11 protein-coding genes are annotated in these 14,613 nt (G+C 54.7%); 7 read left to right on the top strand and 4 right to left on the bottom strand.

Annotation, left to right across the window (positions count from 1 at the left end; all coding sequences use genetic code 11):
* Positions 1 to 104: 104 nt before the first annotated feature.
* Complete coding sequence (locus VB741_RS23235; RefSeq protein ID WP_323367604.1) at positions 105 to 620, top strand: pentapeptide repeat-containing protein; 516 nt, start codon at positions 105 to 107, stop codon at positions 618 to 620.
* A gap of 64 nt (positions 621 to 684) precedes the next feature.
* On the opposite strand, the gene VB741_RS23230 is transcribed toward VB741_RS23235, so the two are convergent.
* Positions 685 to 1,533 carry a 4'-phosphopantetheinyl transferase family protein gene (locus VB741_RS23230; protein WP_323367603.1) on the bottom strand — a complete coding sequence of 283 codons (849 nt, stop codon included), beginning with the start codon at positions 1,531 to 1,533 and terminating at the stop codon, positions 685 to 687.
* Positions 1,534 to 1,680: 147 nt separating this feature from the next.
* Here VB741_RS23230 and VB741_RS23225 point away from each other — a divergent pair, with 147 nt between their 5' ends.
* The 3 genes from VB741_RS23225 (at position 1,681) to VB741_RS23215 (ending at position 6,662) form a co-directional block, all read left to right on the top strand.
* Positions 1,681 to 2,934, top strand: coding sequence for an NAD(P)/FAD-dependent oxidoreductase (locus VB741_RS23225; protein WP_323367602.1), 1,254 nt, complete (start codon positions 1,681 to 1,683; stop codon positions 2,932 to 2,934).
* A 117-nt stretch (positions 2,935 to 3,051) separates the two neighbouring features.
* Positions 3,052 to 4,341: a proton extrusion protein PcxA gene (locus VB741_RS23220; RefSeq protein WP_323367601.1), complete on the top strand. Its 1,290-nt coding sequence runs from the start codon at positions 3,052 to 3,054 to the stop codon at positions 4,339 to 4,341.
* Positions 4,342 to 4,469: 128 nt separating this feature from the next.
* Positions 4,470 to 6,662 carry a protein kinase domain-containing protein gene (locus tag VB741_RS23215; protein WP_323367600.1) on the top strand — a complete coding sequence of 731 codons (2,193 nt, stop codon included), beginning with the start codon at positions 4,470 to 4,472 and terminating at the stop codon, positions 6,660 to 6,662.
* Between the two features lie 18 nt (positions 6,663 to 6,680).
* Here the strand turns inward: VB741_RS23215 and VB741_RS23210 are convergent, their stop codons facing one another.
* Positions 6,681 to 7,568: an alpha/beta fold hydrolase gene (locus VB741_RS23210; RefSeq protein WP_323367599.1), complete on the bottom strand. Its 888-nt coding sequence runs from the start codon at positions 7,566 to 7,568 to the stop codon at positions 6,681 to 6,683.
* 66 nt (positions 7,569 to 7,634) lie between these two features.
* A complete protein-coding gene (locus tag VB741_RS23205; protein ID WP_323367598.1) occupies positions 7,635 to 8,477 on the bottom strand; it encodes a DNA adenine methylase in 843 nt (280 codons plus the stop codon).
* 130 nt (positions 8,478 to 8,607) lie between these two features.
* Between VB741_RS23205 and VB741_RS23200 the strand changes: the two genes are divergently transcribed.
* From VB741_RS23200 to VB741_RS23190, 3 genes are all read left to right on the top strand, one after another.
* Positions 8,608 to 8,805 carry a DUF751 family protein gene (locus tag VB741_RS23200; RefSeq protein ID WP_323367597.1) on the top strand — a complete coding sequence of 66 codons (198 nt, stop codon included), beginning with the start codon at positions 8,608 to 8,610 and terminating at the stop codon, positions 8,803 to 8,805.
* Positions 8,806 to 8,843: 38 nt separating this feature from the next.
* Positions 8,844 to 9,335 carry a 30S ribosome-binding factor RbfA gene (gene rbfA, locus VB741_RS23195; protein ID WP_323367596.1) on the top strand — a complete coding sequence of 164 codons (492 nt, stop codon included), beginning with the start codon at positions 8,844 to 8,846 and terminating at the stop codon, positions 9,333 to 9,335.
* 198 nt (positions 9,336 to 9,533) lie between these two features.
* Positions 9,534 to 11,186, top strand: coding sequence for a glycoside hydrolase family 3 N-terminal domain-containing protein (locus tag VB741_RS23190; protein ID WP_323367595.1), 1,653 nt, complete (start codon positions 9,534 to 9,536; stop codon positions 11,184 to 11,186).
* Positions 11,187 to 11,217: 31 nt separating this feature from the next.
* On the opposite strand, the gene VB741_RS23185 is transcribed toward VB741_RS23190, so the two are convergent.
* Positions 11,218 to 14,514, bottom strand: coding sequence for a CHAT domain-containing protein (locus VB741_RS23185; protein WP_323367594.1), 3,297 nt, complete (start codon positions 14,512 to 14,514; stop codon positions 11,218 to 11,220).
* Positions 14,515 to 14,613 lie beyond the last annotated feature (99 nt).

Here is a 14,613-nt window from a genome sequence, read left to right as displayed (position 1 = left end):
AGTGCCGACGATAACTGCAGTCAGAGCCTAACCAATGTCTGTTTTAGTCTATGTAGTCCTTATGTGACCTATGCAGCTTAGCCCCAGCGGTTAAGGAATCACCCGTGGAAGCCTCTCAGTTAATTAAGCGATATACCCTTGGACAGCGACAGTTTGAACGGGCCGACCTGCGAGAGGTTCAGCTGCCCGAAGCTAGCTTGCCTCAAGTCTGTCTAAACTATGCCGACTTGACCTGGTCTAACTTAAGTCAAGCCGACTTGACCCAGGCTGAACTATACGGGGCCATGATCTGGCGGTCTCACATGAGCTGGACCAATCTAAAACGGGCCGATTTAAGACGGGCCTTACTATTGCGCAGCTGTTTAACCTTTGCAGATCTGACGGAGGCCTCTCTACAACAGGCCGATTTGCGTTTGAGTGACCTGAGGCAGGCCAATCTCCAGGGGGCCAATCTCCAGGGGGCCAAGCTATGTTTTGCAGATCTGAGTGGGGCGGACCTGTCCCAGGCAAACCTGAGTGGAGCGGACCTGACCGGGGCCATTTTGCGCGGTGTTAACTGGCACGGTGTGCGTTTAGATGGGACCATTGCCCAGTCGCAGATACCCACCGCCTTGGTTTAATGGGGCTGGTTGTGTCGGGCGGCCGCAGTTGGGGATGCATGCCTATAGTCTGGGTTTCGGGCGGCTATAGGGTTGCGACCATGGTCTCGTAGGCCCATAGTCGGATGTGGTTTATCTCCGGCGACATAACCGCAGCAGCTGTGTAGCCGACGTCGGGGACGAATACCTGCAGTTGCCATGGCTGATGTGGCCCTGGAGCTGATGCTGAATCTGGTGCTGGATCTGGCACCCGTAATCGAGGAATGGGGGTGAGTTCCACCTCAATGGCGGCTAAGGATTCGCTAATGCCCTGGCCCGTGGCCTTGAGGTAAGCCTCTTTACAGGTCCAATATTTTAAAAAGGCTGTGCTTTGGTGGTCTGGGTTAATCTGCTCGATGGCCTGCTGCTCAGTCATTGCCAGGCAGCGATGGATCAACCCATCTAGCCGATCCATGGGCCGGAGCTGTTCAATATCCACCCCGACCACCTGTCTGGCGACAGCGCACAGGGCATATTCCCCAGAGTGGGAGAGGTTGAACTGCAGCCAGCCATGGTGCCGCAACTGGGGCTTGCCCCGGAATCCGTAGTCAAAGGCTAAGCTAGCCGGAAGCTGGTGAGAATAATGGGCTAAAATCTGGCGTAGGCTGCTGCGGGCCACGGCAAATTTGCGTTGATCGGCGGCAAAGCGATAGCGTTTAAACCGGGCAACCTCATCGTCCGACAGAGTATCCATCTGGACTGGGCGGTCCAATGGGATGCGCCATAGATCGAGGGTGGTGGGTCCTAGGGTGTCATAGCAATCCCCTGGGGGAGGCAGCCAAGCCTGGTTCTTACAGCCCGGTTCTGGGCCGCCCGATTTTGGGCCACCCAGTTCTGGACAGCCCGATTCTGGGCCGCCCAATTTTGGGCCGTTTTCTGGTGAATTGTGTGCCATGGAGGTTTGAACCGGTCAGCATACGTCCGATGCATCTATCACATTGGATACCTTGGCTATATCGGATTGCCCTTATCTTAATCACACCTGTTACCCCGCCAACGTCTTTACCCTCTATTTCGTTGGTTCCATCCAGACTGATCGTCTATGTCCCCTTTTACCCCTTCTCTCCCTGGCTCCTCAGCTCCCCAGTCGCCGCGCATTGTCATCGTTGGGGGCGGGTTTGGCGGATTATATACGGCGCTCTATCTGCAAAAATATCGCCACCTGCGGCACAGCTCCATTACGCTGATTGAACCCCGTGAGCGCTTTCTGTTTACGCCGCTGCTGTACGAAGTCCTGACGGAGGAAATGTCCCTGTGGGAAGTGGCTCCCCCCTATGTCACCTTGCTGGCAGGGACAAATATCCAATGGCGGCAGGACTGGGCGGACCATATCGACCTGGAGCAGCAGCGGGTGACCCTGCGCCAGGGCGATGGCTTGGCCTATGACTATTTGGTGGTGGCCACCGGGATGAAAACGCTGCAACTGCCTATTCCGGGTATCCAAGACCATGCCATCACGTTCCGCAGCCTGGGGGATGTGGTCCAGGTGAAAAGACGGTTAGATCAGCTAGCTCAGGCGGCCCATCCTGTGGCGGTGACGGTGCTGGGAGCGGGGGCGAGCGGGGTGGAGCTGGCGACCAAGGTGGCGGATCGCCTGGGGAAAAAAGCCCAGGTGAGGCTGGTGGATCGGGGGGACCAAATTCTTAAGCCATTTGCTCGAGGACTGCGACGGCAGGCCATGCAGGCCCTCAGACAGCGGAATGTGGAGCTGCATTTGCAAGCCCAGGTGGAGGCAGTGGGTCCGGCGATGGTGCGGCTGGATGGGGTGGAGGTGCCCAGCCACCTGACGCTTTGGGCCACGGGGGCTGAACCCTGGCCCTGGCTGGGGACGGCGGTGGCCACCAATGCTCAAGGGCAGGTGCAGGTGCAGCCCACCCTACAGTTGGGGGACTACTTTAATGTTTTTGCCGTCGGGGATATCGCCTCCCAGGATCGGGTCACTCCTAATACGGCCCAGAATGCCTACCAGGCCGCCGCCGCCGTGGCTAAAAGTCTGGCCAATCTAACCCGGCAGCGCGCGCCCAAACCATTTCGCTATCTACACCTGGGGGATATGCTGGCCCTGGGCAAGGGGGTGGGTGGCGTGTGGAGTTTTGGCCTCAGCTTTGGGGGCCGACTGGGGGGCCTGGTGCGGCGGGCAGTTTATATTTTTCGGATGCCCACGGCCCGCCATCGGTTTAAGGTGGCCCGTCAGGCGCTACGACAGTTGGTCCAGGGCCTGTTTAAGATGGCCCGTCGGGGGCCGCGAAAGTTGCGTCAGGGCCTCCTGAAAGTAGCCCGTCGAGTGCAGTCATAGGGGATTTGTGAATCCATGGCGGTAAGCCGATCCAATGAATTTCTCATGGCGCTTTCATAGAGTTGATACTATAGTGCTGACATTCCAGCGCACCTACATACTTCTATACGTATTCCCATGCAGCTTCGGGCATTTTTTCGCAACGCGGGGCAGTGGCTTTTTAAGTCCCCCAACCAATCCCTCGAACAAGCCTACGAAGCCGCGTTGGCCATCAAAAAAATAGAAGACGACTATTTTGATGGTAAACCCATCGCTCAAGCCAATAGTGACTACGGGGAAAGTGCCTATCGGTATATTCAAGGGGAGGTGGAACGCCACATCCTGTTAGTTAAGCAACGGATGGAAAGCTTTGAGGCCGACCGCTCCAGTCTGTCCCAAAGTCGACAGATGGAGGTGCAGTCCTATGACGCTCAGCAGGATGAATACACCCTCGACCTGATTGATCAGTCCGCCATTATCTTTAAGAAACTAACGTTTATTGATGAGATTTTAGGCCGCTACGACCAGTTTATGGGGCCGCTTGCCACCCTGGAGTCGTCGACCAGTGACTCCTCCCCCAACTCAAAAAAAGTGGGAGCTGACAAACCTGGCAAAGAACGGGCAGGTTTAGCGGCCCGCAGTGGTGTCTTGCCCCGGTCCATTTTGCGCACCGTTGATCGGGTGAAACAGGATCTTGACCCCAAGGCCGAGGTCGATGTGATCAAGAGTTTTCGTAAATCCCAGGGTAAAACCAAGATTGCCGTGCGGTTTGTATTGCTGTTGGTGATTGTGCCCCTCCTCACTCAGCAGTTGTCCAAGCATTTTATCGTGGGTCCGGCGGTGAACTATATTCGCCAGTCCAACCAAGCCGAGGTGTTTCTCAACACGGAGATGGAGGAGGAAGCCCTCCATGAGCTGCAACGGTTTGAGGAGCGACTGCGGTTTGAGGTGATTTTAGGCAAAGTGGCCGCCCTCAGCGAAACCGAGTTGGAAGAACGGGTGCTGGATAAAGCTTTAGAAATTGAACAGGCCTATCGCGAACGCAGTGCTGCGTCTGTGCAAAATGTATTTTCTGATATTTTTGCGGTGTTGGCTTTCGTGGTTCTGCTGAAGAGCTGCAAACGCCAGGTGGCTACCTTGAAAGCTTTTATCGATGAGATTGTTTATGGCCTCAGCGACAGTGCCAAGGCCTTTATTATCATTCTCTTTACCGATATGTTTGTGGGGTTTCACTCGCCCCATGGCTGGGAAGTGATTTTGGAGAGTCTATCGCGTCATTTAGGCTTTCCCGCCAACCGAGAGTTTATTTTTCTATTCATCGCCACGTTCCCGGTGATTTTAGACACAGTGTTTAAATATTGGATTTTCCGTTACCTCAATCGCATATCGCCATCCGCCGTGGCCACCTATAAGAATATGAATGAATAGGGACAACCCGGAGGTGGATTGTTGATAAGAAAAATTGCCAGCAGTAGTTGCATCCGGGATAAAACCCACTACACTGACCAATTAGTCCTGCTAATGAAACCTGATCCACAGCCAAAAGGAGCCGATCAATGAGCACACCCTGGGAACCTGGCCACCCCTTGGGCGCACGTTACAACATCTTGCGAGAACTGGGAGAAGGGGGGTTTGGCCGCACCTATTTGGCCGAAGACTTACATCGGTATAAGGAATGGTGTGTGCTCAAGGAATTTGTGCCCCAAATCGATGACCCGGTCCTCCTGGCTAAGGCCCAGGAGCTGTCTGAGCGGGAAGCCAAGGTGCTTTATCAGCTGCAGCATGGTCAGATTCCTAAATTTCGTGAACTGGTGCGGGAAGGGGGACAGCTCTTTTTGGTGCAGGACTATGTGGCAGGCCCCACCTATCGCAGCCTGTTGCAAGATCGCCAGGAGCAGGGGGGGCATTTTAGCGAGACTGAAATCACCCAGCTGATGTACCAGCTACTGCCTGTGCTGCACTACATCCATGACTTGGATATTATCCATCGCGATATTTCCCCGGAAAATTTGATTTTGCGATCGCAAGACGGCAAACCAGTCCTAATTGACTTTGGCAGTGTCAAGCAAATTGCCTCGACGGTGGAGCAGGAGCTGTCGGTGGTGGCCAATCCCACCCGCATTGGCAAAGTGGGCTACGTGCCCCAGGAGCAGTTTAATTCGGGGACGGTGGATGCCACCAGCGATCTCTATGGCCTAGCGGCCACATTGGTGGTACTAGCCACGGGCAAAGAGCCCCAAGAGCTGTATGACATCTACGAAAGCGCCTGGAATTGGGAGCGCTTTGTGTCCCTGGGGGAACCCCTAAACACTGTGCTGAAACAAATGCTGTCCCCCCTGCCCTCCCAGCGTTACCCCTCGGCGGCGGCGGTGATCCAGGCATTGCAAGGCCATGGGGCGGGATTCACCCCCGGTCAACCCGTTGCCCCACCGGTTAATGCTGCCTCGATTTACGGCGAGGAAAATGCCAGTGACAATACCAGTGAAGGTTTGGTCGCTGCCGGTATGGGCCAAGGTGGCGCAGTCTATCCCACTACCGGCGCCACGCGAGTGGTCTCCCCCGACCCTGAAGAGACGGAGACTACATTACCTCCCAACACCCCTACGGCGGTGAGTCCGGCCAAGCAAAGTGGCAGCGAGAGTTTTTTGCAAGCATTGATCGGATTGCTAGCCGTATTAGGGATTAGCAGTCTTTTATTGACCCTGTTGTTTGGCATTGGGATTCGGCCCCGGTGGCCCTTTGGTCAGGGGACAGCGAAAAACCCCACTCTGCCCACCGAGAATACGGCCGTAGGCCCCAACCCCGATGAAGTTGCCCGTAAGGAGGAGCTGCTCCAGCGCAGTGAAGCGTTAGGGGTGAATGATGCCTGGTTAAATCTGTGGATCAACCAGCGCTTTTATCAGCAGTATCCCAACCTCAAAGGGCGGCCCCTGACCTCATCGGTAAACGATGCCCCCCTACGGTTGCGCTGGGATAATCTGGCCATGGACGGCCTGGATACGTTGGAGGTGAATTTGAGCATGCCCGCTCGCCGGGGGCTGGGGGCCTATGGCGCTGACGATCGAGAAAGCTGGCGACAGTCGGTGAATCGGCTGAATGTCAGCAGTCGGGCCCTAGATGATTTAGCCGATGCAAAATTTGCCACGATTTTTCCCGATGAACAGCTGGATAACGTTTTGGATCAGCCCATTGGTCAGGTGTGGTATGCCCTGGCCCAGGACAGTGTGGGGGATTTGACCTCGGGTAAAAACCTGGAGCCAGTAGAGTTTGAGTCGGGGGCCTTTCGGCAGCGGATGACGGGACAATTAACGCCGGGCCAAGGCCGGGTGTTTACCCTCAATTTGCAGGAGGGGCAAAATCTCCGCATTAACCTCCAGGTTCCTGGGGGCAGCACCTTGATGTCCCTGTACCTGCCGGTGCCGTCCCAAAAAGAGCCCTTTTTACTGTCTGATTCCTCCGAGACCACCTGGTCGGGACCGCTCACCCAATCGGGGTATTACGAAGTTGTCATCGTTTCCGAAACCACCACCCCCATCAACTACGCCCTCAGCGTGGCCGTAGATAACATTAAAACCACCCCACCCCCAGAGCAGCCCGCTGACGAGGAGACACCTGAGGAGGGCGACAAACCGCCAACGGACGAAACCAAACCGCCAACGGACGAAACCGAAACACCCCCTGCGGAAGAGGCCCCTGAGGATAACGGCGAGGAGGCTGGTGCAGGGGCATCGGACGCCGTTGCCTTTTAACGACCGGTGATAGATTGCCTATAGCCCATTAACAAAGGGCCGCAGCACAGCGATGAACTCCTTCGTTGACTCATAGGGCAGCACGTTGCGGCCGGGAATGGTCACCCCTTGGGCCTGGGGAAAGTGACTGGTATAGTCCGTCAGCCGCTGTTGAGCGGTGGTGTCCTGGGCGGTGCGATCAATGGTGGATGCGGTTTCCCCCATGATCACCAGGATAGGTTTTTGGCTGGCTGCGATCGCAGCCCCATAATCCTGTCGCCAAAACCCTGCCAAAAAGGAAAACACCGCATAGCGGGTGGCCATGTCCCGTGACCCCTGGTCCAGCATGGCTAACCAGGCCTCCGTCACATCCTCTGATCGAGCAAACAGCTGTCGCTGGGAAAAAGACTGGAGAAAGCCTCGACGACGCGCATATTGATAAAATCCCCAGCCCAGGGGTGAGGCAAACAGGGACCAATTCAGCCGCTGTCGCCAGGGGGCCGTGGGTTCTGTGATCAACCGCCAGGCCGGTGGCCCCGATAGGACCGCCCCCGCCACCCCCTGGGCCATGGTTTTATCCGCCATCAGTTCCAGGGCCACGGGCAGCAGTGCCCCCTGTACCACCAGAATCACCGGTCGTTGGATCACTTCAGAGATCAGGCAATGGAGCTGCTCGGCCCAGTCCCGGGGGCTATAGGGACGGCGCGGCAGCTCACTCTGACCACATCCCAATAGATCGGGCACGTACAGGTCGCGCCCCTGGTTGCCCATCGGGTCATGCTCCCGCCACTGGTCCATAAACGGCTGCCAAAACGGGCCCGCCAATCCTACCCCAATGGGATGAATTAGCAGGAGGGGCGTGGCATTGCTGTCCGATTTCTGCAGTTCATAGGAACAGGTGTACTGTTGCCAGCGATAGCTCGGCATAGGCTTGCAAGATAGGGGGTGAAAGGGTAGAGGGCAGAGAAGAGAGGGGGTCTGGATGGGAGGATGCTAGTAGTTCATGACTAAAATCTCATCCACCTTGCCGCGCTTGGTGGCGTTGGAATTAATTGCCCGGGTGGCCCCTACCCGCACACAGCGATAGTCCCGATATAGGTCCTGAATAAAGTCTGTGTAGGCATTACTCAGCAATACTTGGCAGTTCCGGGCCGAGAGTTCATCCACCACTGCTTTTAAGCGTTGCTGTTCGGTGCGATCAAATCTACTGCGGTCATAAGCCGTAAACGATGACGTGGTAGATATGGGATCGTAGGGGGGGTCAAAATACACAAAATCCTGGTCACCGGCCGCCGCTACGGTGGTGGCAAAGTCCGCTTGGTGGATGGTGACCCTGGCCTGGTTTAGGTACTGGCTGACGTTCCTGAGGACGGTTTCATCCGCAATGGTGGGATTTTTGTATCGCCCAAAGGGGGCGTTGAACTGGCCCTTGGCGTTGACGCGAAACAGCCCGTTATAGCAGGTTTTGTTGAGGAAAATAATCCGCGCTGCCCGCTGAACCGATGTTTTAGCCGAAAATTCCGCCTGGCGGTCCCAGTCCCTCACCTCGTAAAAGTAGTTGGCTTCATTGTAATGCTGCTTCAGGTGGCTAATTAGATCCTCGACGGCATGTTTGACTACCTGGTAGCAGTTGATTAGCTCGGAGTTGCGATCGCTAATAGTCGCCGCCTCCGGCTGCAAAGTCAGTAGTAAAGCCCCCCCTCCAATAAACGGCTCATAATATCGCCCATAGGCAGACGGTGCATACTTCAATAGTTCAGGCACCAACTGCCGTTTGCCCCCCGCCCATTTCAAAAATGGACGCAGCGTGACCGGTGGGGAAGATAGTTGAACCATAAACTCTTAAGGATTTTTCTCTCAGGAGAATCGAGTACCTAGGGTAAGATATATAAGGCCTTTAATGTCTTGCTTATATCCAGCGGCTGCAGCAAAGCCACACAAAACTTAAACGATGTCAGCTTAGACGATGCAAGAATTTTTCTCCAATGTATCGCGCTACCCGCGCTACTTCATTAGCTTTACCCTGGGTGTACTCTACAGCGTGATCAAGCCGCTGTTGCCCCTGTTCGAAAATCCCGTCACCGCCGTCGCCCTAGTCAGTGCGGTGATCGCGGGCTTTATCTGCCTAAGTTTTACCCTACGGGCCATGCTGGGGCTAGCATAGCCGCCTTGGTTCACCAATAACTACAAAAGGAGAGGGCCATGGCAACGGATCGTCGAGTGGCGCGGGTGTCAGCGTCAATTAAGCGGGAAATCAGTCAGATGCTCATGTCAGACATCAAAGATGAGCGCGTCGGCGCTGGCATGGTCAGCGTTACCGCCGTTGATGTGGCCGGTGACCTCCAGCATGCCAAAGTCTTTGTCAGCATTTACGGCACCGCCGAAGCCAAGGCCGAAACCATGGCTGGGCTGGCCGCCGCCACCCCCTACGTCAAAGGCACCCTAGGACGGCGATTGCGCCTCCGTCGGACACCAGACATCATCTTCAAAGAGGATGTGTCCTTTGAACAGGGCACCCAGGTCCTCAACTTACTCAGTCAGCTCAAACATGAACGGGGCAATGCTCCACTACCGGGCGATGAAATGCCCAGCGACGAATTATCCGGTGAATTATCCGGTGATGATGGGCCTGGCGACATTCCCGCTGCAGTCCCCACCGCCACTGATGATGGAACCAATAGTCCCATCACCTAAAGAGCTGTTAAGAAATAACTCAATGGCTTTGGTGTGTCCCCCCTTTTGTCAGGGGAGCCAGAAGGGATCTCTCAGTACCAAAAGAATGGCTCGATCCCGTTTCAATCCCCTTTAATCTCTCTCAATCCCCGTTCCATACCTCGCAATCCTCCTTTTCAAGGGGGAGGCTAGAAGCATCAAGGCGCTCTCCAGGCACGCATGCTAAAACCCATCCTGCCAGACCCCGATAGTCTATCCCTATCGCAGCTCGTCGCCCAGATGATCGTCGTGCGCACCACTGGGCACCTGTTTGATCACCAAATTCAATACCCTGCCTGGGAAGCCACCCAAGCCCAGATGGGCCATTACATCACCACCCTGGGGGTGGGCGGCGTTATTCTACTGGGGGGCAGCGGGGCAGAAGTGGCCCTCCGATGTCAGGCCCTCCAGGCCATGGCTGAGATTCCCCTACTGCTGGCCGCCGACATCGAAGAAGGCGTCGGCCAACGCTTCAGCGGTGCCATTTGGTTTCCCCCACCCATGGCCCTGGGGGAAATTGCCCGGACTGATTTGGCCCTAGCAAAAACCTATGCCCGGCAGTTTGGCCACCATACGGCCCGCGAAGCCATGGCTATTGGCCTCAATTGGGTGTTGGCCCCCGTGGTGGACGTGAACAATAATCCTGCCAACCCAGTGATTAATGTGCGCGCCTTTGGCGAGACGCCAGAGATTGTGACCGAGTTGGCCCAGGCCTTTATTGCTGGAGCCCAGGATTTCCCAGTACTAACCACGGCAAAGCATTTTCCCGGCCATGGGGATACCGCCATGGACTCTCACCTGAGCTTACCGGTGATTGACCACGACTTAGGCCGACTGGATCAGGTGGAATTAGTACCCTTTAAGGGAGTTATTTCCCCCGGCTCGGCCATAGGTTTAGCCAAGCCGGTAGACAGCGTGATGACGGCCCACATTTGCCTGACTGCCCTCGATCAGCAGTATCCTGCCACCCTCTCGCAGCCGATTCTAACCGGGCTATTACGTCAGGACCTGGGTTTTGGTGGTCTAATTGTCACCGATGCCTTGGTGATGGGGGCAATTACCGAAACCTACGGCCCCTACGAAGCGGCGGTGCTGGCGGTGGAAGCCGGGGCCGATGTGGTACTGATGCCCGGGGAGGTGGAGGGATGCATTCAGGCCATCTGCGAAGCGGTGCGGGTAGGACGGGTGAATCAGGTTCAGATCCGGTCATCGGTGGAGCGGATTTGGCGGGCAAAGCATAAGGTGTCTGGGCCGTTAGGCACCGGGCAGTTCTGCCATGATTGGGCACCGGCGGAGCCCGTGACCCAGGTGCAGCAGCTGGCCCAACCGGATACCTTGGCACTGGCCCGGTCTATTTTGCAGGCATCGAATCGGCGGGGTGGGGGGACCTATGGGCCTGGGGAGACGGGCCAGAATGTGATCTTGGTGGATGATGTTTTGAGCTGTGGATATTTGCCCAGGACGGCTCCGGCGATTGCTGTGCCGATGGGGTGGGGCTATGGACTGACACTGTTGGATAGCCGGTCGTCCCAGGGGCCAAAAACGGGGGTACCCACCTTGGTGCAGTTGTTTATCCGGGGTAATCCTTTTCGCAGTGGCCAGAATCTGGTGCAGTTGGCGAGCCAGTATTTGGCAATGCTGATGGCGGCGGGGGATTTGCAGGCAGTGGTGGTCTATGGCAGTCCTTACGTGTTAGAGCAGTTGGCGCTGCCGGAGGGGATTCCCTGGGTGTTTAGCTATGGGCAGATGCCCATGGCCCAGTCTTTGGCGTTGGAGACTTTGGTGGGGAAAACGGTGGCGGCTGGGGCCGTGGATCGGAGTTTTACGGACTAGCCCAGCCGATAGTTCATCTACCGTAGTTCATCTACCAAGGACTACCGACCAAACTAAAAGCTGCCCAATAGTATGGATGACTAAAATTTCGCTGGCCCTCGATCGCCAACTCCACCGGTAGCTGACGCGATGCGGTGGGCCCCTTAAGCCATCCTCCTTCAACGGAGATATCGCCTCGAATCATGGCCAACTGTGCTTCACGTAGGGCTTCTGCCTTGATGGTGGGCTGGCTATCCTGCAGCTGGCGATAGAATTCAATCATCAGCCCTGCCGACGCTTCATCACTCACATTCCATAAACTGGCAATGGAGGTTTTGGCCCCTGCTAAAACAGCAAATCCAGCAAAGCCTAACTCAGCAGAACGATTTCCTAAGGCAGTTTGACAAGCACTCAATGTCAGTAATTCCACAGAGGGTTGATGTAACCCTAGGCTACGAAGCTCCGTTAGCGCCAGTTTTTGATTATGGAGATAGAGATACGACTTAGATAAGTCACCCACATTAAATTCACCATGGGTGGCCAGGTGAATGATGCCGGAGGGGTTGTTCTGCCGTTCGCCCTTAAGGGTATCGAGGACAAATGTTTCGCCCCGCAGTAACGTGCTAGGCCATTGAGATGCAATCGAGTCTAGCTCTACGGGCACGCCGGGCAACGCCGCTTGATCCGCAAAGGTGGAGGTGCCGGCCAACAGAATACCGACATTGCTAATGTCTTGATAGGTCAGATCCGTCAAGCTCAGACTTGGCATCAGCCCCACATTGTAGTTCTGGATGATAAAGTCCTGACCGTCATGCAGAGCGGCTAAAGGTGTGGAACGCAGCCCTGCATCGAGAATAAAACTAATGGTATCAATTCCCTCAGCGTCCAACTGGGCCTGCAGTGGAGCAACTAACCACTGATAAAGTTGTTGGGCTGCCGTTAGGTAGTACGTCTGGTTGAGGTTGGCCCGACTAGGGGTAGAAACCTGGCGGCGTAAGCGTTGAGCCATGGACACCGCTTCTTCGCGGGTCACATCTAACCTCACATATACCGGCTCCCCTTCAGCTGTGATCAGCATTAGCTCCAGCGGGTCTGATGATGATGTCGCCACATTAATCACGTTATTCTCTGTGTCTGTAGCCTGGTTAGCCCCAAATACGGCATAGATCAGCGCAGGCTTTTTGCCTGTTGCCCGTTGAACTTCAATCAGGTTTTTTTGGGCCGTAGGTAGGTCAATAACGGCAGGGGACTGACCCAATTCCACTTGCTCAATAAAACCAATGTCGGCGACATCCCCATCAGGCATAGCTGCCTCGGATGGAAGTAGGCCAGGACGTAGGTATTCGACAAACTCCTCAGTCAGACGATCTTCTAATTGCAGAAAAATACTTTCATGATTTTCTGTTGCTTTAACGGCCAACACACCATTAACCGCATTAGCCACCTCAAGGTCATCAGGGGTAGTACAGTCTTGGACACAAATCGTTGGATCGCCATCGCCACCCAGGACATCGGTGGCAATTAGTTCAATGTTCCCTTGGGTAAAACTGCCAAAAAATGGCTCATTGGGATCGCCATCTGCCAGGGTGTCGGCCCCTGTAGTGATCGCTCCAGCGGTGCCATTAAATGAGGCATCCCCAATATCAAATGGGACAGTGTCGCCGCCCCCATGGATGATGCGAATCCGACCATTTCCAGTAACTCCGGCGGTGGAAATAGTGTTGTTGCTACCGGCAATGACGTCAATGCCCCGTACAGTGCTTGCAGTGGAAACGACAGTAACGTCACCCCCCGTACCGGTAAGACTACTGGCATCAATGGAACTAAAGACGACCTCTCCGGGGGGATCAAGTACTACGTTGCCAGCATCGCCAATGTCACTAGATGTATCTATTTTCCCAGTGACAATAGATGTGCCAGCAATTAAATCCACATTACCCGGTTCTACGTCGCCAGTATCGCCACTAACCATAAAAGCAGCAGCCGTGATATCGCCCGTGGTAATTGATGTGCCGGCATCAAGGACAACACTACCGGGCTCACCATCGCCACTAGACGTATCGATATCCCCTGTGATAATCGAGGCTGTTTCAGCCGTCAGGCTAACGTCTCCACTTTCAAATAAGCCAACAGCCGTGATATCGCCCGTGGTGATTGATGTGCCGGCATCAAGGACAACACTACCGGGTTCGCCATCGCCACTAGATGTATCGATATCTCCTGTGGTGATAGACGATTGAGACTCAAGGGTGACAAGGCCAGCGTCGCCACCTACAGATGTTGTGATATCACCTATATCAATCGCTCCCTGGCTCCTCAATTCAACATTATTACCACTGGACAAAATGGTACCGATATTAGTGGGACCAGAGCTGTTAAATAGAATCGATGTGAGGTTCCTAGGGATCAGCAAGTCAGCCAGCTCAAGCGCTTGAATGGCTTCCACAGTCACATCTGGAGCACTTAGATCGGGATTTAATACAATAGTGCGCTCGATAAATATGGTTGTGTTAGATGAATCCAAGGTGCCGTCGAGGACTGCGGTCCCCAGTTCTGCAACGAAGGGAGAGCCAGATAGACTCAAGGAACCGTCTGGATTCAGGATAAGATCTGTTGCCACACTCGCTGGCCCCGTGAGTAATTCCGGCAGGGTGGAGGGTGTAAATCCAGCTAGCGATTGGGCAAATGTGTCTGGAACTGTTTCAAATTCTAAACTCAATAGAGACCCCAGTTGACTGACCCTCACCAGATTTTCTCCAGGCACGGCTGCCACTAAAATCTGGCCCTCTAAAATCTGACCCTCTTCCGTCTCTCCAGTTGGGGCAGATAATGTACCTGAATTGATGGCCTGCCCCCCTAATAATGTTAAAGATTGGCCTGGCTGCACCGCTAAGTTACCCTCATTGACAATGGGGCTAACCTGTTCTGACCCAAATACATACCCCGTGGGGTTACCGATCAATGTATTGTTGGGGACATTGTCTGCCAGGGCATCAAACAGGGCATCACCAAACGCTATCCCCGTAGCGGTTGAGGCTGAAAATGAACCCCCTAAATTAAGGGATGCATTGTTACCAAAAAGAATCCCTGATGGGTTTAGCAAATAGAGATTGGCTGAACTATTCAATCCCACACTTATTTGACCATCAATATTTGAGGGGTCGCCACCGGTCACACGGCCGATAATGTTTGTTACCCCAGGAGAATGCTCAAAGGTAGCAGTTTCGGTATCGGTCAGGCCAAACTTTTCAAAGCTATGGAACAGATTGATCTCGTTACCATTATTGGGATTAATGATCTCTGTTCCACCGCTAATAGAATAAGGGCGTAACCGGTGTTCCTCGGCCATCAGTAAAGGGGCTGAAGTATTGTCAGTTGGAGGTTGTAGAGCATCAAGCAGGAAATAGGACTAGAGTTGGAATATGAACGCCAATCTAGTCCCAACAAT

The organism is Leptothoe sp. PORK10 BA2 (assembly GCF_034932105.1).
Lineage (GTDB): Bacteria > Cyanobacteriota > Cyanobacteriia > Phormidesmidales > Phormidesmidaceae > Leptothoe.
This window is presented reverse-complemented; position numbering and strand designations above follow the sequence as displayed.